Genomic DNA, 19,883 nt, shown 5'->3' on the forward strand with positions numbered 1-19,883 from the left:
GGACCAAGCCGCCGCGACAGTGCGGCCCCTCAAATGGGAGATCGACGATGAATTCATTCCTGAAGTCATGCACTGCATTGACGGTCGCGCTGACCTTCTCCGGCCAGGCGATCGCTCAGGTCAAGGAACTCGGCAAGGGCGAAGGCCAGGTCAACATTGTCGCCTGGCCCGGCTACATCGAGCGCGGCGAAACTGACAAGGGCTACGACTGGGTCACGTCCTTCGAGAAGGACACAGGCTGCAAGGTCAACGTCAAGACGGCCAACACGTCCGACGAAATGGTCGCGCTGATGAATGAGGGCGGCTTCGATCTCGTCACCGCCTCGGGCGACGCGTCGCTGCGCCTCGTCGCCGGCAAGCGCGTCCAGCCGATCAACACCGATCTCGTCCCGAGCTGGAAGACGGTCGACGACCGGCTCAAGGATGCGCCGTGGTTCACGGTCGGCGGCGTCCACTACGGCGTCCCCTACCAGTGGGGCCCGAATGTGCTGATGTACAACACCGAGGTGTTCAAGGAAGCGCCGAAGAGCTGGAACGTCGTCTTCGAGGAGATGACCTTGCCTGACGGCAAGTCGAACAAGGGCCGCGTCCAGGCCTATGACGGGCCGATCCATGTCGCCGATGCCGCCAACTATCTGATGTTTCACAAGCCGGAGCTCGGCATCAAGGATCCCTACGAGCTGACCGAGGATCAGTACAAGGCCGCGCTAGATCTGCTGCGCGTCCAGCGCACGCTGGTCGGACGCTACTGGCATGACGCCGCCATCCAGGTCGACGACTTCCAGAACGAAGGCGTTGTTGCTTCAGGTTCATGGCCCTACCAGGTCAACACGCTGGTTGCCGCCAAGAAACCGGTCGCTTCGACTATTCCGCAAGAAGGCGTCACCGGCTGGGCCGACACCACCATGATGGAGGCCGACGCAGCCCACCCGAACTGCGCCTATATGTGGCTGGAACATTCGCTGTCGCCGAAAGTCCAGGGCGACATTTCCGCCTGGTTCGGCTCGTTGCCGGTGGTGCCGGCTGCCTGCAAAGGCAACGAACTGCTCGGCGAAGAAGGCTGCAAGACCAACGGCTACGACAATTTCGAAAAGATCAAGTTCTGGAAGACGCCAGTGTCGAAATGCGCCACCCAGAACGACCAGTGCGTGCCTTACTATCGCTGGGTGTCGGATTACATTGGCGTCATCGGCGGGCGGTGAGTTCGTCTCACTCGTTCTGAGAACGTATCACTGCCCTCACTCTCACCCTCTCCCCGACGGGAGAGGGAGGACGCCGGCGTTTAGGTAAGCCCCCTTCTCCCTGTCACTATACGGGGAGAAGGTGCCGGCAGGCGGATGAGGGCAGCGCCGTCGCCTGAATTTGATCAGCCTGGGACAGCCCATGACACCAGCCGTTTCGTTCGCCAAAGTCTCTCGCCATTTCGGCAGCGTGCGCGCCGTCGATATGGTCGATCTCGACATCGTGCCGGGCGAGTTCTTTGCCATGCTTGGGCCTTCCGGTTCCGGCAAGACGACCTGCCTGCGCCTGATCGCCGGCTTCGAGCAGCCGACATCGGGCTCGATCTCCATCTTCGGCGAACGTGCCGAAGGCGTTCCGCCTTACCGCCGCAACGTCAACACCGTGTTTCAGGACTACGCGCTGTTTCCGCATCTGAACGTGCTCGACAATGTCGCCTATGGGCTAATGGTCAAGGGAGTCGGGAAAGCCGAGCGGCACAAGGCAGCCGAGGAGGCGCTATCGCTGGTGCGGCTCCCGGGCTACGGCGCCCGCCGTCCCGGCCAGCTCTCCGGTGGCCAGCGCCAGCGCGTCGCGCTCGCTCGCGCGCTGGTCAACCAGCCCAAGGTGCTGCTGCTCGATGAACCGCTTGGCGCGCTCGACCTCAAGCTGCGCGAGAACATGCAGGAGGAGCTGAAGTCGCTGCAGAAGGCGCTCGGCATCACCTTCGTCTTCGTCACCCATGACCAGGGCGAGGCCCTTTCGATGGCCGACCGCGTCGCCGTCTTCAACGACGGCAAGGTCATGCAGATCGGCACGCCGGAGGACATCTACCAGCGCCCGAAGACGCGTTTCGTCGCCGATTTCGTCGGCTCGTCCAATGTGCTGCCGCCTGATTTCGTCCAGCGTTATTCCGGCCAGCATCGCTGGGGGAGCCTGCGTCCTGAATCCATTCGCATTGGTCGAGCGGCCAAGGGCGACGGCGTTGCCGCTCGCCTCGTCTCGACCAACTATCTCGGCGCCACGACAAGACTGGCGCTCGATGCCGACGGGCTGAGGCTGCACGCCATCGTGCCAGCGGGTGCGAAATTGCCGAGGGAGGGTGAGGCGGTCATGCTCACCTTCAACCGCGAGCATCTGCATCTGATGGACGAGCCCGGATGATGGCGCTGAAGGTAGCTAGTGGACTGAGTGAGGCGCTCCACGGCGCCCCCCTCTGTCCTGCCGGACATCTCCCCCACTTGGGGGGAGATCGGCAGCTTCGAGCTCGCCGCCAATCCTGCAATGTTGGAGATTTGCGAAAGCAGTCGCGACAGCTAATCTCCCCCCAAGTGGGGGAGATGTCCGGCAGGACAGAGGGGGGCGCGAAGGATCGCGGCCTCTCATATTTCCTCCGCCAAGACAGAGCGGCGTCATGACAATCGCCGTGCTCAACTCCAATCCCGCGCCCGCCATCCTGCCGGGAAGCGGCGGCATGCGTGGCGCCTTGTCCGACGTCTTCTGGCGCAAGCCGAAGCTGCTGCTGCTGTTGATGCTGCTGCCGCCGGTGCTGTGGCTCGGCATCGTCTATATCGGCTCGCTGTTCGCGCTGCTCTTGCAGAGTTTTTTCTCGATCGACGAATTCTCCGGCCTCATCAACCGCGAATTCACGCTGAAGACCTATGGCGATCTGCTGCAGGCCGCCAATCTCGACATCATCCTGCGCACGGTGACGATGGCGGCCCTGGTCACGCTCGCCTCGGCGGTCATCGCTTTCCCCATCGCCTATTACGCGGCGCGCTATGCGCGCGGCCGCTGGAAGGCGCTGTTCTATCTCGGCATCATGCTGCCGCTGTGGTCGAGCTATCTGGTCAAGATCTACGCCTGGAAGCTCATCCTCGCCAAGGAAGGCATCCTGACCTGGCTGCTCGCCAAGCTGCATCTTCTATGGCTTGTTGATGGTTGGCTGTTGCTGCCGATCGTCGGCGGCAATTCGCTGTCGGTGTCGTCCACCGGCACCTTCATCGTCTTCGTCTATGTCTGGCTGCCCTTCATGATCCTGCCGGTGCAGGCGGCACTCGAGCGCGTGCCGGGCAATCTGGTCGAGGCCTCGTCCGATCTCGGCGCCTCGCCCGGCCAGACCTTCCGCAACGTGCTGTTCCCGCTGGCACTGCCGGGCATCGTCGCCGGCTCGATCTTCACCTTCTCGCTGACGCTCGGCGATTACATCATCCCGCAGATCATCGGCACCTCGCGGCTGTTCATCGGACAGGCCGTCTATTCGCAGCAGGGCACCGCCGGCAACATTCCGCTTGCCGCCGCCTTCACCGTGGTGCCCATCGTCATCATGGGCTTCTATCTCTGGGGCGCCAAGCGCATGGGAGCTTTCGATGCGCTCTGATGGCTCACAACCCGCTCCTCTCGGCCTGAAGGTCGCCGCCGCCTGCGGCCTGCTGTTCCTGCATCTGCCGATCCTCCTGATCTTTATCTATGCCTTCACGACCGAGGAAAAGAGCTTCGTCTGGCCGCCGCCGGGGCTGACGACGCAGTGGTTCGCTGTCACCTGGAACCGCCCGGACGTTTGGCAAGCGCTGTCGCTGTCGGTCCGGGTCGCTGCCATCTCAACCGCCGTCGCCCTGGTCCTCGGCACGCTCTGCGCGGCCGCCGTGTCGCGAACACGGTTCTTTGGCCGCGAAACCATCTCGCTGCTGGTCATCCTGCCGATAGCGCTGCCCGGCATCATCACGGGCATCGCGTTGCGTTCGGCCTTTTCGCTGGCCGAGATTCCGTTCTCCTTCTGGACGATCGTGCTCGGCCACGCCACCTTCTGCGTCGTCGTCGTTTACAACAACGCCGTCGCCCGCTTCCGCCGCACCTCCGGCTCGATGATAGAGGCGTCGATGGACCTTGGCGCCGACGGCTTCCAGACGTTCCGCCATGTCGTGCTGCCCAACATCGCCACCGCCCTGCTCGCTGGCGGCATGCTCGCCTTCGCGCTGTCGTTCGACGAGGTCATTGTCACCACCTTCACCGCCGGCCAGCAACAGACGTTGCCGATCTGGATGCTGGAGGAGTTGATCCGTCCGCGCCAGCGCCCGGTCACCAATGTCGTGGCCATGGTTGTCGTGCTGGTGACGCTGCTGCCCATCCTCGCCGCCTACTACCTGACCCGCGACGGCGACCAGATCGCCGGTTCGGGCAAATGACGTCAAAAATCCATAAGGGAGAGACTTCCATGGACACAAAGATGCTGATCGGCTCGAAATTCGAGAAGGGCACCGAGACCGAGGAGCCGATCCTCAATCCGAAGACCGGGGCGACCATCCTCAACCTGCCTGAAGCCAGCCAGGCGCAGATCGAGGCAGCGGTGCTGGCGGCCGAAAAGGCTTTCGTCACCTGGTCGCGCACCACGCCGGCGCAGCGCGCGGGCTATCTCCTGAAGATCGCCGACCGCATCGAGGCCGACGCGAAGGATTTCGCCGCACTCGAGGCGCTCAATTGCGGCAAGCCGATCAATGCCGTGCTCAACGACGAGATCCCGGCGATCGTCGATTGCTACCGCTTCTTTGCCGGTGCCGTCCGCTCGATGCCCGGGCAGGTCGCCGGCGAATACATCCCCGGCCACACTTCGATGGTCCGGCGCGACGCCATCGGCGTCGTCGCTTCGATCGCGCCGTGGAACTACCCGCTGATGATGATGGCCTGGAAGCTGGCGCCGGCGATCGCCGGCGGCAATACCGTGGTTTTCAAACCGTCGGAGCAGACGCCGCTGACGGCGCTAAAGCTGGCGAAGATACTAGCCGAGATCCTGCCGGAAGGCGTCGTCAATGTCGTGCTCGGCCGCGGAGACAGCGTCGGCAACACGCTGATCAACCACCCGAAAATCAACATGATCTCGATCACCGGCGATGTCGCCACCGGCAAGAAGGTGCTGCAGGCGGCCGCCAAGTCGGTCAAGCGCACCCATCTCGAGCTCGGTGGCAAGGCGCCGGTCATCGTCTTCGATGACGCCGACCTGGGCGCGGTGATCAACGGCCTGCGCGCCTTCGGCTATTACAATGCCGGCCAGGACTGCACCGCCGCCTGTCGCATCTATGCCGGCAAGAAGATCTACGACAAGCTTGTCGCCGACCTTTCCTCGGCCGTCTCGACCATCAAGTACAACCGCCCCGACGACACCGAGAACGAGATCGGGCCGCTCATCTCACGCCGCCAGCGCGACCGCGTTTCGAGCTTCGTCGAACGCGCCTCCGAGTTGAAGCACATCGAGATCACCACCGGTGGCAAGCCGGGCGAGGGCTCCGGCTTCTTCTACCAGCCGACGGTCGTCGCCGGCGCCTTGCAGGAAGACGAGATCGTGCGCCGCGAAGTGTTCGGGCCGGTCGTCTCGGTCACTCGCTTTTCCGAAGTCGACGAGGCGGTGAGCTGGGCCAATGACAGCGACTATGGCCTCGCGTCCTCGGTGTGGACCAAGGATGTCTCGCGCGCCATGGCGACAGCCGCTCGGTTGCAATATGGCTGCACCTGGATCAACACCCATTTCATGCTGACCAACGAGATGCCGCATGGCGGGCTGAAACAGTCCGGCTACGGAAAGGACATGTCACTCTATGCCCTGGAGGATTATACCGCCGTGCGGCATGTGATGGTGGCACACGGCTAGCGCCTTCCCTTCTCCCCGCTCACGGGGAGAAGGTGGCCCGAAGGGCGGATGAGGGGCAGCACAAGCTTCTGCCAACTTGGCGCTGCCCCTTATCTGCCTGCCGGCATCTTCTTCCCGTTAACGGGCAGAAGAGCGCTACTCCACAATGCGATAGATGTTCCACAGGCTGGTGCCCGACACCACATAGGGCTCCATCTCCTTCCCCCATTTGGCGTGCGCGTCGATCTTGCCGATCTTGGCGAAGAATTCCTCCAGTTGTGCCAGGCTTTCGACCTGGTGGTGTGACTCGACCGTCGCCTCCCGTGCGCCGATCGAACCGGTCATGATCTGGAACTCAAGCTCGGCGAGACCGACCTGCGAGCCGATCTCGCGTTCCCATTTTTTCAACAAGTCGAGCACTGCCTGCTTGTGCCCGAACTTGGCGTCGATCTGCCATCTGGCGCTGAACATGGCCGCCTCCTCACTCGTCCCATGCCTGCACGACGGTCTGCCGCGCAATCTGGCCGTCCTTCAGCTCCAGCATCGCCGCGCAGAACACTTTTGTGCCGTCCGGGTAGTCGCAGGCCTGGGTGAAGGCGAGGTTGTCGCCGTCGGCGATGGTGGTGTCGACCTTGTGGGTCATCGCCCGGCTGCAGATGTCGTCCCAGAACGTGCTGATCGCCGCGCGCCCGCGGATTTCGCGCGGCTTGCTCGGCGGATTGTTGCGGTCGATTACCCGCACCAGCGCGTCGTCGGCAAAGAAGCTCGACAGCAATTTTCCGTCACGGCCTTCGATCGCTTTCTTGATCGCCGCGCCGTCCACGGCCTGTGTCTTGGTCACCATTGTATCCTCCATGTGCCCGTCTTCACGAGCGGGCGTTTGATTGATCGGCGCTGTCCGGCGTTCATCGCCGGGGAGTGATTTTTCTACTGTGACTTCGCCTTGACGGCGGCGAACACCTCATCGGCCTGCTGCTTGAAAGTCGCGAGATCGACCTGGCTGCCGTTGAGCATCGTCGACCAGTGGCGCACGATCGCGGCCATCGCCACCGCTTCCTTGATCTCCTCGTCGGTTGCGCCATTGAGCTTGGCTGCCTGCGTGTGGAAATAGATGCAGTACTGGCAGGGGATCTGCGCAGCGACAGCGAGGCCCATCAACTCCTTGGTCTTGCCATCGAGCGCGGTTTTCGGGTTGAGCTGCACCCCTTTGATCTCAGCCCAGGCGCCGGCGACCGCGACGTCCGGCAGTGTCCTGAACATGTCCGGCACCGAGCCGAGCGTCGCCTGGATATCCTTGTAGGCAGCCGTTGCCGAAGCATCCTCGGCCTTTGCCGGGGCAACAGTCAGGAGCGCACCAATGCCTGCTGCCATCACCAATGATTGGATCTTCCATTTCAACATTTCATCCTCCCTTCGCGGTGCCTTTTCTCGGCGACATCCGCCTGGCCTGCGGAGAGAATTGATACGCTTACGCTTCCGTGGCCGCTTCGCCCGAAAGCGCCATGGCTCTCATGGCCCGTCCGGGCCAGCGTGCCTGGCAGAAAACGCCGCCGCAGCCGCGCGCGACGGCAGATCCAGCTTGAGCAATATGTTGGCGACGTGGCGCTTGACCGTGTGCTCGCTCAGCCTGAGTTCGGCGGCAATCGCGGCATTGCTCTTGCCGTCGGCAATCAGGCTCACCACCTCGCTTTCGCGTGCCGTCAGCGCTGCCGGCTCGGTCATCCGGGCTTTGGGCCGGCAGGCGGGCTCCAGATGCTGTTCGGACGTCGCATGCACCAGGGCGAGCGGCTCATCGAGTTCGTCAAGCGCGATCCGCCCGGCATCGGTGAAATGAAGGCCCGAACCGGTTGCCAGATCGGCGACCAGCCGGGACGCGAGGATATCGCCGCTGCCGGCATGGGCGGCAAGCTGCATCGTCACGCGCCCTGTCAGCCCCGCCGGCGGTCCGCGCAACTCGATCTCGCCGACATGCGCACCTTGCGCTGTGGCCACGCCGATCTTCTGTGCCGCGTCGCGCAGCGCCGCCGCACAGCGTATGGCACGCGCCGGGGCGTCGAAGCGCGACATCATCAGCTCGCCATGCGTTCCAGCAGAGCGGCCACCATGGCGCCCGACCAGCAGCCGCCAAGTTTCCTGAAAACGCTGGCTGCGCTCGCTCCACATGCGGTCGCCGAGGCGCGCGGTATCGTAGATGCGGGTCGCTAGAAGTGCGGCTAGCACGCGCTCCGCCTCGGCGACAGCGCGCTCGCCGGTTAGAAACTCCTCGATCAGGTCGGCCACCCGGTCCACGTCGCCGGTCCAAATCGGGTGGTCGCGGCCAGGGATCACGACCAGGCGGGCATTCGGGATCTTTTTGGCCAGGAAACGACTGGCGTCGGGATCGACCCGCGCATCGTTGCGGCGATGGATCAGCAACGTTGGTGCGCTGATCGCCGCCAGCACGCCGCGCACGTCGATCCCCGCATTCATGCGCGCCAAGGCAGCTGCCGCCGTCGGGCTCGCCGATAGCCGCTCGAAGCGCCCCCACCATGTTGCAAAACGGGAATCGTCAACCCGGCCAGGCGCGAAATGAGGCAAGGTGGCGCCGGTGCCCCATGCGGTCTCCGCCATCTCGATGAAGGCGTCGAGGCGTTCCGGTGGCATCACCCATTTGTGGAAATGTGCATAGCCGCCATAGAGCACCAGCGCCCGGGTCCGCTCCGGATAGGTGGCGGCGAACAGCATCGCCATCGGCGCGCCTTCCGAAGCACCGAGCAATGCCGCACGGCCGCTGCCAGTGGCATCCATCACCGCACGCACATCGTCCATGCGGGTTTCGAGACTAGGCAGGTGATGCGCATCGACGCGATCGGACAGGCCGGTGCCGCGCTTGTCGAACAGGATCAGCCGCGAGAACTCTGAAAGCCGTTTCAGCAGACGGCTGTAACCCTCGTCTTCCCAGTGCAGATCGAGATTGGAAATGAAGCCCGGCACGAAAACGAGATCGAACGATCCCTGGCCGACCACCTGGTAGGCGATCCGCACGTCGCCGCTTCGGGCGTATCGAGTTTCGATCGGCCTCACGAGGTTTGTCCGCCCGGCCCGACGATTTCTGGTCGCGGGATCATAGCAGAGGCGCGCGGATTGCGGCAGATGCAACTTTAGAGAGGTTGAATGTAAGCCGGCGGCAGCTAAAGAGACGTTTGCTGGCCTATTTCTGTGACGCTGCGGCGATCTCGGCCCTCCCGTCCGCGCTAAAACCTGCGCCCTCCGGCGCACTCGGCCGCTTGATCCTCACCGAGGCGGCCACGACAAGCTCGTTGAAGCCTTCGCCACCGCTGTCCAGCATTTCGAACAATTGCCGCCGCATCCTCGGTTCCCAGAACTTGTTGATGTGCTCGGCGACGCCGGCAATGCCTTCCTCGCGCGGCTTGGAGTGAAAAAAGGCTGCGATCTGGTTGGCCATGCGGACCAGCTTCTCGCCGGTGCTCATGATGTGGCCTTCGTCATGCGACATGCTTGGCAACTCCAGAAACCACCCGTTCGGGGTGGGTGAAAATATCGAAATCATCGCCGCGTACGAGAGCCACCAGCGTCATGCCAGCCTCTTCTGCGGTGCGGATGGCAAGTGCCGTCGGTGCCGAGACGGCAATGATGAAGGCAGCACCTATCGCCGCCGTCTTCTGCACCATCTCAACCGAAACGCGCGACGTCACGACGACGGCACCCGAGGTGCCGTCGATGCCGGCTTTGGCCAGTGCGCCGGCCAGCTTGTCGAGCGCATTGTGGCGGCCGACATCCTCGCGCGCCATGACGATGCCCTTGCCGTGGATGTAAAAGCCGGCGGCATGCACCGCACCGGTCTCGGCGTGCAGCGGCTGCACCCTCGACAGAAGCTTGACCGAGCGGATGATATCTTCGGCCGCAAGCGTAAGTTTTGACGAACCGACGGCCTCGACCGAGCGCATCGCTTCCTCGATCGATTCGATGCCGCACAGCCCGCAGCCGACCGGTCCGGCCAGCCTTCTGCGCCGCGCTTCGAAGCGCGTATTGGCCTGGTCCTTCAAGCTGATCTGGATGTCGATGCCGGCGCCGTGATCTTCGATTTCGATCGCCGCGATTTCTTGGCGGTCGGCGATGATGCCTTCGGTCAGTGAGAAGCCGAGCGCGAAATCCTCGAAATCGGCGGGACTTGCCATCATCACCGCATGAGTGGTGCCGGCAAAGGAGAACGCCACCGGCGTCTCTTCCGGCACCATACGGTTGGCGGCCGCAGTGCCGCCGGCGCGGTGCGCCAGCCGCGAGATCTGCGTCGTGGCTTTGCGGCGCGCGCTCAAAGATTACTCCGCTGCTTCCAGCGTCGCGATGCGACGGCTGTTGCGGGCCTGCTCGTCATAGTCGATCTGCCATTCCGACGGTCCGTTGGACGCGCCTACCTGCACCGCCGTCACCTTATATTCCGGACAGTTGGTTGCCCAGTCGGAGAAGTCGGTGGTGATTACGTTGGCCTGCGTGTCGGGGTGGTGGAACGTCGTATAGACCACGCCAGGCGACACCTTGTCGGTGATCAGCGCGCGCAGCGTCGTCTCGCCGGAGCGGCTCGTCAGGCGGACCCAGTCGCCGTCGCGCAGGCCGCGGTTTTCGGCGTCATGCGGGTGGATCTCAAGCCGGTCCTCGCTGTGCCACATGATATTGTCGGTACGCCGGGTCTGCGCGCCGACATTGTACTGCGACAGGATGCGGCCGGTGGTCAGCAGCAGCGGGAAGCGCGGTCCCGTCCTCTCGTCGGTCGCAACATATTCGGTGCGGATGAACTTGCCCTTGCCGCGCACGAAACCGCTGATATGCATGATCGGCGTGCCTTCCGGCGCCTTCTCGTTGCAGGGCCACTGCACCGAGCCCATCTTTTCCAGATAGTCGTAAGAGACGCTGGCGAAGCTCGGCGTCGTCTTGGCGATCTCGTCCATGATTTCCGACGGATGCTGGTAATTCCAGGCAAGCCCCATCGTCTGTGCGAGCTTCTGCGTCACTTCCCAGTCGGCCAGCCCGTTCTTCGGCGCCATCACCTTGCGCACGCGGTTGATGCGGCGCTCGGCATTGGTGAAGGTGCCGTCCTTCTCGAGGAAGGTCGAGCCGGGCAGGAAGACATGCGCGTAGTTGGCGGTCTCGTTGAGGAAGAGGTCGTGCACGACCACGCATTCCATTGCCGCCAGCCCTGCGGCGACATGCTTGGTGTCGGGATCCGACTGCAGGATGTCCTCGCCCTGCACATAGAGGCCCTTGAACGAGCCGTCGACGGCGGCGTCCAGCATGTTGGGGATGCGCAGGCCGGGCTCATCGTCGAGCTTGACGCCCCACAGGCTCTCATAGATGTCGCGCACCGCGTCGCCGGAGACGTGGCGATAGCCGGGCAGCTCATGCGGGAACGAGCCCATGTCGCAGGAGCCCTGGACATTGTTCTGGCCGCGCAGCGGGTTCACGCCGACGCCCGGCCGGCCGACATTGCCGGTCGCCATGGCAAGGTTGGCGATGGCGATGACCGTGGTCGAGCCCTGGCTGTGCTCGGTCACGCCGAGGCCGTAATAGATCGCGCCATTGCCGCCGGTGGCAAACAGCCGAGCGGCGCCGCGGATCTCTTCGGGATCGACACTGGCAAGCTGACCGACCACTTCAGGGCTGTTTTCTGGCAGCGCCACGAACGACGCCCAGTCCTGGAACTCGTCCCAATCGCAGCGCTCGCGGATGAAGGCCTCATCGAACAGGCCTTCGGTGACGATGACGTGGGCAAGCGCGGTGACCACGGCGACATTGGTGCCGGGCTTCAGCGGCAGATGATGCTGCGCCTCGATATGGGCCGAGCGCACGATATCGGTGCGGCGCGGGTCGAGCACGATCAGCTTGGCGCCCTTGCGCAGCCGCTTCTTCATGCGCGACGCAAATACCGGATGTGCGTCGGTCGGATTGGCACCGATGATCATCACCACGTCGGTTTTCTCGATCGAATCGAAATCCTGGGTGCCGGCCGAAGTGCCGAATGTCTGGCCAAGACCATAGCCGGTCGGCGAATGGCAGACGCGGGCGCAGGTGTCGACATTGTTGTTGCGGAAACCCTGGCGGATCAGCTTCTGCACCAGATAGGTTTCCTCGTTCGTGCAGCGCGACGAGGTGATGCCGCCGATCGAGGTGCGGCCATACTGGTACTGGATGCGGCGGAACTCGTTGGCGGTATGGGTGAGCGCTTCTTCCCACGACACTTCGCGCCATGGATCGGTGACCTTTTCGCGGATCATCGGATTGAGGATGCGCTCCTTGTGGGTCGAATAGCCGTAGGCAAAACGTCCCTTGACGCAGCTATGGCCACGGTTCGCCTTGCCGTCCTTGTAGGGCACCATGCGCACCAGCTCGTCGCCGCGCATTTCGGCCTTGAACGAGCAGCCGACGCCGCAATAGGCGCAGGTGGTGACGACCGAATGCTCCGGCTGGCCGATCTTGATCACCGATTTCTCGGAGAGCGTCGCCGTCGGGCAGGCCTGCACGCAGGCACCGCAGGACACGCATTCGCTGTCGATGAACAGCTGATGCATGCCGGGCGAGACGCGGCTTTCGAAGCCGCGGCCCTCGATGGTCAGCGCGAAGGTGCCTTGCACCTCCTCGCAGGCGCGCACGCAGCGCGAGCAGACGATGCATTTCGACGGATCATAGGTGAAGTACGGGTTGGACTCGTCCTTCGCCATCCATTTGAAATTTTCTGCGCCGTCGTTCTTCTTGAAAACGTGGTTGTCGCCCTCATAGCCGTAGCGCACGTCGCGCAGGCCGACGACGCCGGCCTGCGTCTGCAATTCGCAGTCGCCATTGGCAGCACAGGTCAGGCAGTCGAGCGGATGGTCGGAGATGTAGAGCTCCATCACGCCGCGGCGGATGTCCTTCAGCCTTCCGGTCTGGGTATGCACCACCATGCCCGGCGCCACCGGCGTCGTGCAGGAGGATGGCGTGCCGTTGCGGCCGTCGATCTCGACCAGGCAAAGCCGGCAGGAGCCGAAGGCGTCGACCATGTCGGTGGCGCAGAGTTTCGGAATGGCGATGCCCGCCTCCATCGAGGCGCGCATGATCGAGGTGCCTTCCGGCACGGTGACGGTGAAGCCGTCAACCGTCAGCGTCACCTGCTTCTCGGAGGTCGAGGCCGGTGTGCCGTAGTCGATTTCCTGAACGAGACCCATGGCGAGACTCCTATTCTGCTGCTTCGGCGACCGGCGCCGGCTTGAAATCATCGCGGAAGTGGTTGATTGCGCTCATCACCGGGTAGGGCGTGAAGCCACCCAGCGCACAGAGCGAACCGAACTTCATCGTGTTGCAGAGGTCTGTCACCAGCTCGATCTGCTTTTCCGGCTCGATACCCCTGGCGATCTTGTCGATCGTCTCGACGCCGCGCGTCGAGCCGATGCGGCATGGCGTGCACTTGCCGCAGCTTTCGATGGCGCAGAACTCCATGGCGAAGCGCGCCTGCTTCAGCATGTCGGCGGTGTCGTCGAACACGGTGATGCCGGCATGGCCGATCAGCCCGTCCTTGGCGGCGAAAGCCTCGTAGTCGAATGGCGTGTCGAACAGGGCGCGGGGAAAATAAGCTCCCAACGGACCCCCGACCTGCACCGCCTTGACCGGACGTCCGGTCGCCGTGCCGCCGCCGATGTCATCGACGATCTCGCCAAGCGTCATGCCGAACGCTGCCTCGAACAGGCCGCCATATCTGACATTGCCGGCGATCTGGATCGGAATGGTGCCGCGCGAGCGGCCCATGCCGAAATCCTTGTAGAAGGCAGCACCCTTGTCCATGATGACAGGCACCGATGCCAGCGAGATGACGTTGTTGATTACCGTCGGCTTGCCGAACAGGCCCTGGATGGCCGGCAGTGGCGGCTTGGCGCGAACGACGCCGCGCTTGCCTTCGAGGCTGTTGAGCAGCGAGGTCTCCTCGCCGCAGACATAGGCACCGGCGCCGACGCGGATTTCCAAGTCGAAGGCGTTGGGCGAGCCCAGCACGTTGACGCCGAGCAGGCCCGCCTCGCGGGCGACCTCGACCGCCTTCTGCATCATCGCCACCGCATGCGGATATTCCGAGCGGATATAGACAAAACCCTTGGTCGCGCCGGTCGCGACGCCGGCGATCGCCATTCCCTCGATCAGCACGAAGGGGTCGCCCTCCATGATCATGCGGTCGGCGAAGGTGGCGCTGTCGCCCTCGTCGGCATTGCAGACGATATACTTTTTGTCGGCCGTCGTATCGAGCACCGTTTTCCATTTGATGCCGGTCGGGAAGCCGGCGCCGCCGCGACCGCGCAGGCCCGACTCGGTGACCTGCTTGACGATGTCGGCCGGCGCCATCGCCACGGCGTTCTGCAGGCCCTTCAGCCCGCCATGTGCCTTGTAGTGATCGAGCGACAGCGGATTGATGACGCCGCAACGCGCGAAGGTCAGGCGCGTCTGCCTGGCCAGGAACGGGATCTTGTCGGGCGCGCCCAGCCAGCGCTTGTGGTGACCGCCGGTGAGGAAGCCGCTGTCGAACAGTCCTTTGACGTCGGACGGCTTTACCGGCCCGTAGGCGACGCGGCCCTTGTCTGTTGTTGCCACTTCGACCATCGGCTCGAGGAAATAGGCGCCGCGCGAACCGTTGCGCACGATCTTGGCCTCAATGCCGCGATCGGCCAATTCTCTCTCAATCGCCTTGGCGACCTTTTCCGCACCCAGCGCCAGCGCGCCGGAGTCTCCCGGAATGTAGATGCGCGGGATCACGAGCGCACCTCGGCAACGATCTCGTCGAGCTTTTCGTCATCGAGCCGGCCGATCACCGCGCCGTCCAGCATCGCCGATGGCGCGCAGGCGCAAAGGCCGAGGCAATAGACCGGTTCCAGCGTCACCGAACCGTCGCGCGCCGTCTCGTGGAAACCGATACCCAGCAATTGCTTGAGCTTGGCGGCAATGGCATCCGAGCCCATCGACTGACAGGCTTCCGCCTGACAGAGCTTCAGCACATGCCGCCCGGCCGGGTGGCTGCGGTAGTCATGGTAGAAGGTTACGACGCCGTGCACCTCCGCCTTGGAGATGTTCAGCGCCTCGGCGATCACCGGCAGCGCGTCCTGCGGCACATGGCCGAACTCTTCTTGGATGCCGTGGAGGATCGGCAATAGCGGGCCTTCGAGGCCCTTCAGCTCCTGGATGATCGCCGCCGTGCGCGACGCGATCTCGGTACTTGCAGGCTGCATTGTCATGCAGCGCCCTCCCTGGTCGTTGCGATCCAATGCATGTCGCCCAAAAGTGCGAAACGTTCTTTTTGGGCAACGACATGCGATGTCGCTAAGTGTTTAGGAAATCAGAGGAAACCCGCCAAATCAATAAAGCCGATCCGTTGCTCGATAGAAATCTTCTATCGATCCCACTCATCCCGCAATCTCTAGCTCAACGGCGGGCGCGGAAATCGTCTGCCAGCGCCATCGCCTCGTCCAGCAGCGCCGAGACCAGCGGCGTGTGCGGCTCGCGCGGCGTCGCAACCAGCCCCACGGTGTGGCTGGCATCCGGCTCGACGATCGGTATGGCCCGGATCGGCTCGGAAAAGCCGAATGTTTCCGAGAGGTTGAGCGGCATGATCGACGACCATTTGCCGGTACGGATATGGGAGAACAGCACGATCATCGAATTGGATTCGAGTGTCGGCCGCACCTGCGTGCCGGCTTCGGCCAAATGCTGGTCGATGATGCGGCGGTTCTGCATGTCCGGCGTCAACAGGCAGAGCGGCAGCTGGCTGAGCTCCGCCCATGTCACTTTGTCGCGGTCGGAATAGGGGTTTCCGACGGCGGTGATCAGCTGATAGCGCTCGTCATAGAGCGGCACGCTGGTCACCCGCCCCAGTGGCTCGTTGTCGAGATAGGTGATGCCGGCGTCGATGTCGAAATTGCCGAGCAGCGACAGCACCTCGATCGAGGTGCGCGACAGCACCGAGAAGGTCACGCCGGGATGTTTTGCCCGAAAGGGTGTCGTCAGCCGCGCCACCATGGCCAGCGCCGTCGGGATGGCCGCGATGCGGATGCGTCCCGAAAGGCCGTGACGCGCCGCCCGCATCTCCTCGCGCATGGTGCGGGTATCGCCGACGATGCGGCGCGCCCACACCAGCACCTGTTCTCCCTCCGGCGTCAGCCCCTGAAAGCGCGAGCCGCGCAATACCAGCATCACGCCGAGCTGGCCCTCCAGCTGCTTGATCCCGGCCGAAAGCGTCGGCTGGGTGACGCCGCACACCTCCGCCGCCCGGCCGAAATGCTCTTCCCTGGCCAGCGCGATGAAGAATTCCAGCTTGTCGATCATGCCATCTGTCCGGTGCGTCCAGTGCCAAGGTCGGGGAAATTGCCTTCCGCCGCAAGCTGCATGTGCAATCGGCAGCATCCACACCTTTCAGCCGGCTTACTATTTCCCGCAGCGGCATGCGGCGCTATGTGGATAAGGCGAGGTCGTGGGGCACGGGAGATCGAACATGCTGGGCTGGTTCCGCAAGCTGCTGCCGCGCGAAGATCGCTTCTTCGACCTCTTCGAGCAGCACTCCCGCACCGTGGTCGATGGCGCCGAGGCGCTCGAGCAGCTCCTCCAGGGCAAGGACATCGATCGCTGGTGCCAGAAGATCATCGATCTTGAAGACCAGGCCGATCACATCACCGCGGAAGTCCTGCTTTCCGTGCGGCGCTCGTTCATCACGCCTTTCGATCGCGGTGACATCAAGGACCTGATCCAGTCGATGGATGACGCCATCGACATGATGCACAAGACCGTCAAGACGGTGAAGCTGTTCGACAAGAAGGAATTCGACCCGCTGATGCAGGAAATGGGCGGCGTCATCGTTATTGCAGCCAAGCTGGTCGCCGAGGCCATCCCATTGCTCAGCAAGATCGGCGCCCACAGCGTGCGCCTCAATGCGATCGCCGAAGAGGTCATGCGCGCGGAAGGCCGGGCCGACGATCTGCACGAGCAGGGCCTGAAGGACCTGTTCAAGAGGCATGGCCGCAGCGACCCGATGGCCTACCTGATCGGCAGCGAGATCTATGGCGAGCTGGAAAAAGTGGTCGACCGGTTCGAGGACGTCGCCAATGAGATCAGCGGCATCGTCATCGAGAACGTTTAGCCAATGGAAGCCGCCATCGCCTTTCCCGTGCTGGCCGGGCTCATCGCCGTTGCGCTGTTCTTCGATTTTCTCAACGGCCTGCACGATGCCGCCAACTCTATCGCCACCATCGTCTCCACGCGTGTGCTGAGGCCACACTATGCGGTGCTGTGGGCGGCCTTCTTCAATTTCATCGCCTTCCTGTTCTTCGGCCTTCATGTTGCCGAGACCTTGGGAACGGGCATCATCGACGCCAGCATCGTCACCCCGGGGGTGATCTTCGCCGCTCTCGTCGGTGCCATTGTCTGGAATATCGTCACCTGGCTCGTCGGCATCCCCTCCAGCAGCTCGCACGCGCTGATCGGCGGACTTGTCGGTGCCGGCGTTGCAAAGGCAGGCGGCGGCGCCATCGTCTGGACCGGACTCGGCAAGACCATTGCGGCCATCGTCCTGTCGCCGGCGACCGGATTTCTGCTGGCGCTTGTCCTGATCCTTACCGTCTCCTGGGCGTTCGTGCGCCAGACACCGTTCGCCGTGGACAACACTTTCCGCGTCATGCAGTTCGTTTCCGCCTCGCTCTATTCGCTCGGCCATGGCGGCAACGACGCACAGAAAACCATGGGCATCATCGCCGTGCTGCTCTATTCGCAAGGCATGCTCGGAGAGAATTTCTACGTGCCGCTATGGGTCGTCATCACCTGTCAGGCGGCGCTGGCGCTGGGCACATTGTTCGGCGGCTGGCGCATCGTCCACACCATGGGCTCGAAGATCACCCGGCTGAACCCGATGCAGGGGTTCTGCGCCGAGACCGGCGGTGCGATCACCCTGTTCGCCGCCACTTGGCTCGGCATTCCGGTGTCGACGACGCATACGATCACCGGCGCCATTATCGGCGTCGGCGCCGCCCGCCGCGTCTCGGCTGTGCGCTGGGGCATCGCCGGCAACATCGTCATCGCCTGGATTGTCACTCTGCCGGCCACCGCCGCGATTTCGGCCCTCACCTACCTCGCGGTCAGCCTGGCGGCGTGACGTGAGTGGCACCTGAAATCGTATTGTGCGGCAGCGCGAAATCTACCTGTCCACAAGGTTCAGGATGTTACCGTCCGGATCCTTGAACCAGGCAACCTTCATGCCGTGACCGACGTGGATGTCGCCTTCCAGCGTCAGGCCCGGCATCTCGTAGTGCTCGAAGACCACGCCCTTCGATTTCAGCGCCTTGACGACGGTGTCGATCTCGTCGCCGACCATCCAGGTCACCGCTGTTGCCTTGTTGGTGCCGGCGAACTTCGAGTGGTACACATTGATGCTGGTGTCGCCGCTTTTGTAGACGATCAACTCGCCACCCTCATTGTGTACCTCTGTCAGGCCGAGCGTTCCCTCATAGAAAGACCTGGCCTTCGCCAGATCTTTCACTGCGAGATTGGCCGTTGCGTTGCTGTTTGCGAGCATGATTGTCTCCTTCCTTGCTGGCGAGCACGCCCGAGCCCTGCAGGAAAATAGGGCTGCTTTGCCTTCTGGCGACCGCAGCTCGCGCGATCGGCGTGCCTCTTCCTAAGACGTTTCGATTGACGCAAATCCCTACAAGTGGACGCAAGTTTTTGAAGCCATGCCACTGCGCGTGCCGTTCCGCCGCTTGGTTCTGTTCGGGAACTGCATTATCTGATGCGGAAAAGCAGAGGAAAAGCTGATGCCCGCCGTCCAGGAAAACGTCACCAAGGAAATCGTCATCGAGCGCCTGAAGACGGTCAATGGGCCGGATTTCACCGGCAACATCGTCGACCTCGGCATGGTTTCCGAGATTTTCATTGCCGATGCCAAGGTCTTCTTCTCGATCACCGTTCCTGCCGCCCGGGCCCAGGAGATGGAGCCGTTGCGCGCCGCAGCCGAACGGGTCGTCAAGGCGATCCCCGGTGTCGCCGGCGCCGTGGTCGCGCTGACGGCGGAAAAGAAGGGTGGCGGCATGGAGGCTCCGGTTCCGCAAAGACCCGCTCCCAGGCCCGCCCCAAGGCCCACACCTGCGGCCGCACCCGCTGCCGCGCCACGCCCGGCTCCGCATGCTCCGGCCTCGCACAGCCAGGGCAAACGCGGCGTGCCCGGCATCGAGGCGATCATCGCTGTCGCTTCCGGCAAGGGCGGCGTCGGCAAGTCGACCACCGCCGTCAACATCGCTCTTGGCCTCGCCGCTAACGGCTTGAGGGTTGGTGTGCTTGACGCCGACATCTACGGCCCGTCCATGCCGCGGCTGCTCAACATCCATGGCCGGCCGCAGACCGTCGACGGCAAGGTCCTGAAGCCAATGGAGAATTACGGGCTGAAGGTCATGTCGATGGGCTTCCTCGTCGATGAGGAGACGCCGATGATCTGGCGCGGGCCGATGGTGATGTCGGCGCTGACGCAGATGCTGCGCGAGGTCGAGTGGGGTCCGCTCGACGTGCTCGTCGTCGACATGCCCCCCGGCACTGGCGACGCGCAGCTGACCATGGCCCAGCAGGTGCCGCTCGCCGGCGCCGTCATCGTCTCGACGCCGCAGGATCTGGCCCTGATCGATGCGCGAAAGGGCCTCAACATGTTCAAGAAGGTGGACGTGCCGCTGTTGGGCATCGTCGAGAACATGAGCTACTTCCTCGCCCCCGACACCGGCAAGCGCTACGATATCTTCGGCCACGGCGGCGCGCGCCGCGAGGCCGAGCGCCTCGGCGTCACCTTCCTCGGCGAAGTGCCGCTCGAGATGGGCATCCGCGAAAGCTCGGATGCCGGCACACCGGTGGTGGTCTCGAAGCCCGATGGCGCCGAGGCAAAAATCTACCGCGACATCGCTTCTAAGGTCTGGGACAGGGTCAATGAAGAACGCGGCGCGGCGGAAGCCGCGGTGCCGAGCATCGTGTTCGAGTAACGCGGATATCCCTCTCCCTTGAGGGGAGGGTGCCG

19 protein-coding genes are annotated in these 19,883 nt (G+C 63.5%); 8 read left to right on the forward strand and 11 right to left on the reverse strand.

Annotation, left to right across the window (positions count from 1 at the left end; translation table 11 throughout):
• Positions 1-47: 47 nt before the first annotated feature.
• The 5 genes from EN885_RS30780 (at position 48) to EN885_RS30805 (ending at position 5,860) form a co-directional block, all read left to right on the forward strand.
• Positions 48-1,202, forward strand: coding sequence for an ABC transporter substrate-binding protein (locus EN885_RS30780; protein WP_095483005.1), 1,155 nt, complete (start codon positions 48-50; stop codon positions 1,200-1,202).
• A 181-nt stretch (positions 1,203-1,383) separates the two neighbouring features.
• Positions 1,384-2,382, forward strand: coding sequence for an ABC transporter ATP-binding protein (locus EN885_RS30785; RefSeq protein ID WP_095483004.1), 999 nt, complete (start codon positions 1,384-1,386; stop codon positions 2,380-2,382).
• A 250-nt stretch (positions 2,383-2,632) separates the two neighbouring features.
• Positions 2,633-3,598 (forward strand): ABC transporter permease, encoded by a 966-nt coding sequence (locus tag EN885_RS30795; RefSeq protein WP_095483003.1) that lies wholly within the window; start codon positions 2,633-2,635, stop codon positions 3,596-3,598.
• The gene (locus EN885_RS30800; protein ID WP_095483002.1) at positions 3,588-4,403 is read left to right on the forward strand and encodes an ABC transporter permease; all 816 of its coding nucleotides are present in this window, start codon (positions 3,588-3,590) and stop codon (positions 4,401-4,403) included. Before EN885_RS30795 ends, EN885_RS30800 begins: the two co-directional genes overlap by 11 nt.
• A gap of 29 nt (positions 4,404-4,432) precedes the next feature.
• Positions 4,433-5,860 (forward strand): gamma-aminobutyraldehyde dehydrogenase, encoded by a 1,428-nt coding sequence (locus tag EN885_RS30805; protein ID WP_095483001.1) that lies wholly within the window; start codon positions 4,433-4,435, stop codon positions 5,858-5,860.
• Between the two features lie 135 nt (positions 5,861-5,995).
• Here EN885_RS30805 and EN885_RS30810 read toward each other — a convergent pair whose 3' ends face one another.
• The 10 genes from EN885_RS30810 to EN885_RS30855 form a co-directional block, all read right to left on the reverse strand.
• Complete coding sequence (locus tag EN885_RS30810) at positions 5,996-6,310, reverse strand: hypothetical protein (protein ID WP_095483000.1); 315 nt, start codon at positions 6,308-6,310, stop codon at positions 5,996-5,998.
• A 10-nt stretch (positions 6,311-6,320) separates the two neighbouring features.
• On the reverse strand, positions 6,321-6,683 hold the full coding sequence (locus tag EN885_RS30815) for a nuclear transport factor 2 family protein (RefSeq protein WP_128243792.1): 363 nt from the start codon (positions 6,681-6,683) through the stop codon (positions 6,321-6,323).
• A gap of 83 nt (positions 6,684-6,766) precedes the next feature.
• Positions 6,767-7,240: a carboxymuconolactone decarboxylase family protein gene (locus EN885_RS30820; RefSeq protein WP_095482999.1), complete on the reverse strand. Its 474-nt coding sequence runs from the start codon at positions 7,238-7,240 to the stop codon at positions 6,767-6,769.
• A gap of 108 nt (positions 7,241-7,348) precedes the next feature.
• A complete protein-coding gene (locus tag EN885_RS30825) occupies positions 7,349-8,902 on the reverse strand; it encodes an alpha/beta fold hydrolase (RefSeq protein WP_095482998.1) in 1,554 nt (517 codons plus the stop codon).
• A 127-nt stretch (positions 8,903-9,029) separates the two neighbouring features.
• Positions 9,030-9,335 carry a formate dehydrogenase subunit delta gene (locus EN885_RS30830; RefSeq protein ID WP_095482997.1) on the reverse strand — a complete coding sequence of 102 codons (306 nt, stop codon included), beginning with the start codon at positions 9,333-9,335 and terminating at the stop codon, positions 9,030-9,032.
• Positions 9,325-10,155 (reverse strand): formate dehydrogenase accessory sulfurtransferase FdhD, encoded by an 831-nt coding sequence (fdhD, locus tag EN885_RS30835; RefSeq protein ID WP_128243791.1) that lies wholly within the window; start codon positions 10,153-10,155, stop codon positions 9,325-9,327. Before fdhD ends, EN885_RS30830 begins: the two co-directional genes overlap by 11 nt.
• Before the next feature lie 3 nt (positions 10,156-10,158).
• Entirely contained in the window at positions 10,159-13,035 is a 2,877-nt protein-coding gene (gene fdhF, locus EN885_RS30840) for a formate dehydrogenase subunit alpha (protein WP_095483046.1), read from the reverse strand.
• Between the two features lie 10 nt (positions 13,036-13,045).
• Complete coding sequence (locus EN885_RS30845) at positions 13,046-14,605, reverse strand: NADH-quinone oxidoreductase subunit NuoF (protein WP_095482995.1); 1,560 nt, start codon at positions 14,603-14,605, stop codon at positions 13,046-13,048.
• On the reverse strand, positions 14,602-15,081 hold the full coding sequence (locus EN885_RS30850) for a formate dehydrogenase subunit gamma (RefSeq protein WP_095482994.1): 480 nt from the start codon (positions 15,079-15,081) through the stop codon (positions 14,602-14,604). The genes EN885_RS30845 and EN885_RS30850 overlap by 4 nt, the downstream gene beginning before the upstream one ends.
• Positions 15,082-15,268: 187 nt before the next feature.
• The gene (locus tag EN885_RS30855) at positions 15,269-16,168 is read right to left on the reverse strand and encodes a LysR family transcriptional regulator (protein WP_095482993.1); all 900 of its coding nucleotides are present in this window, start codon (positions 16,166-16,168) and stop codon (positions 15,269-15,271) included.
• 166 nt (positions 16,169-16,334) lie between these two features.
• Here EN885_RS30855 and EN885_RS30860 point away from each other — a divergent pair, with 166 nt between their 5' ends.
• Entirely contained in the window at positions 16,335-16,976 is a 642-nt protein-coding gene (locus EN885_RS30860) for a DUF47 domain-containing protein (protein ID WP_095482992.1), read from the forward strand.
• 3 nt (positions 16,977-16,979) lie between these two features.
• Positions 16,980-17,984, forward strand: a complete 1,005-nt coding sequence (locus tag EN885_RS30865) for an inorganic phosphate transporter (protein ID WP_095482991.1) — start codon at positions 16,980-16,982, stop codon at positions 17,982-17,984.
• A 42-nt stretch (positions 17,985-18,026) separates the two neighbouring features.
• On the opposite strand, the gene EN885_RS30870 is transcribed toward EN885_RS30865, so the two are convergent.
• Entirely contained in the window at positions 18,027-18,404 is a 378-nt protein-coding gene (locus EN885_RS30870; RefSeq protein WP_095482990.1) for a VOC family protein, read from the reverse strand.
• A gap of 238 nt (positions 18,405-18,642) precedes the next feature.
• On the opposite strand from EN885_RS30870, the gene EN885_RS30875 reads away from it, so the two are divergent.
• On the forward strand, positions 18,643-19,848 hold the full coding sequence (locus EN885_RS30875; RefSeq protein WP_095482989.1) for an Mrp/NBP35 family ATP-binding protein: 1,206 nt from the start codon (positions 18,643-18,645) through the stop codon (positions 19,846-19,848).
• The last annotated feature ends 35 nt before the right edge of the window (positions 19,849-19,883 follow it).

The sequence above is a fragment of the Mesorhizobium sp. M6A.T.Cr.TU.014.01.1.1 genome (genome assembly GCF_004022765.1).
Lineage (GTDB): Bacteria > Pseudomonadota > Alphaproteobacteria > Rhizobiales > Rhizobiaceae > Mesorhizobium > Mesorhizobium mediterraneum.

Bases quoted from the DNA above. Each gene is read 5' to 3' on its own strand.
- EN885_RS30780 (WP_095483005.1), top strand. From the start codon at position 48: ATGAATTCATTCCTGAAGTCATGCACTGCATTGACGGTCGCGCTGACC.
- EN885_RS30785 (WP_095483004.1), top strand. From the start codon at position 1,384: ATGACACCAGCCGTTTCGTTCGCCAAAGTCTCTCGCCATTTCGGCAGC.
- EN885_RS30795 (WP_095483003.1), top strand. From the start codon at position 2,633: ATGACAATCGCCGTGCTCAACTCCAATCCCGCGCCCGCCATCCTGCCG.
- EN885_RS30800 (WP_095483002.1), top strand. From the start codon at position 3,588: ATGCGCTCTGATGGCTCACAACCCGCTCCTCTCGGCCTGAAGGTCGCC.
- EN885_RS30805 (WP_095483001.1), top strand. From the start codon at position 4,433: ATGGACACAAAGATGCTGATCGGCTCGAAATTCGAGAAGGGCACCGAG.
- EN885_RS30810 (WP_095483000.1), bottom strand. From the start codon at position 6,310: ATGTTCAGCGCCAGATGGCAGATCGACGCCAAGTTCGGGCACAAGCAG.
- EN885_RS30815 (WP_128243792.1), bottom strand. From the start codon at position 6,683: ATGGTGACCAAGACACAGGCCGTGGACGGCGCGGCGATCAAGAAAGCG.
- EN885_RS30820 (WP_095482999.1), bottom strand. From the start codon at position 7,240: ATGTTGAAATGGAAGATCCAATCATTGGTGATGGCAGCAGGCATTGGT.
- EN885_RS30830 (WP_095482997.1), bottom strand. From the start codon at position 9,335: ATGTCGCATGACGAAGGCCACATCATGAGCACCGGCGAGAAGCTGGTC.
- fdhF (WP_095483046.1), bottom strand. From the start codon at position 13,035: ATGGGTCTCGTTCAGGAAATCGACTACGGCACACCGGCCTCGACCTCC.
- EN885_RS30850 (WP_095482994.1), bottom strand. From the start codon at position 15,081: ATGACAATGCAGCCTGCAAGTACCGAGATCGCGTCGCGCACGGCGGCG.
- EN885_RS30855 (WP_095482993.1), bottom strand. From the start codon at position 16,168: ATGATCGACAAGCTGGAATTCTTCATCGCGCTGGCCAGGGAAGAGCAT.
- EN885_RS30860 (WP_095482992.1), top strand. From the start codon at position 16,335: ATGCTGGGCTGGTTCCGCAAGCTGCTGCCGCGCGAAGATCGCTTCTTC.
- EN885_RS30865 (WP_095482991.1), top strand. From the start codon at position 16,980: ATGGAAGCCGCCATCGCCTTTCCCGTGCTGGCCGGGCTCATCGCCGTT.
- EN885_RS30870 (WP_095482990.1), bottom strand. From the start codon at position 18,404: ATGCTCGCAAACAGCAACGCAACGGCCAATCTCGCAGTGAAAGATCTG.
- EN885_RS30875 (WP_095482989.1), top strand. From the start codon at position 18,643: ATGCCCGCCGTCCAGGAAAACGTCACCAAGGAAATCGTCATCGAGCGC.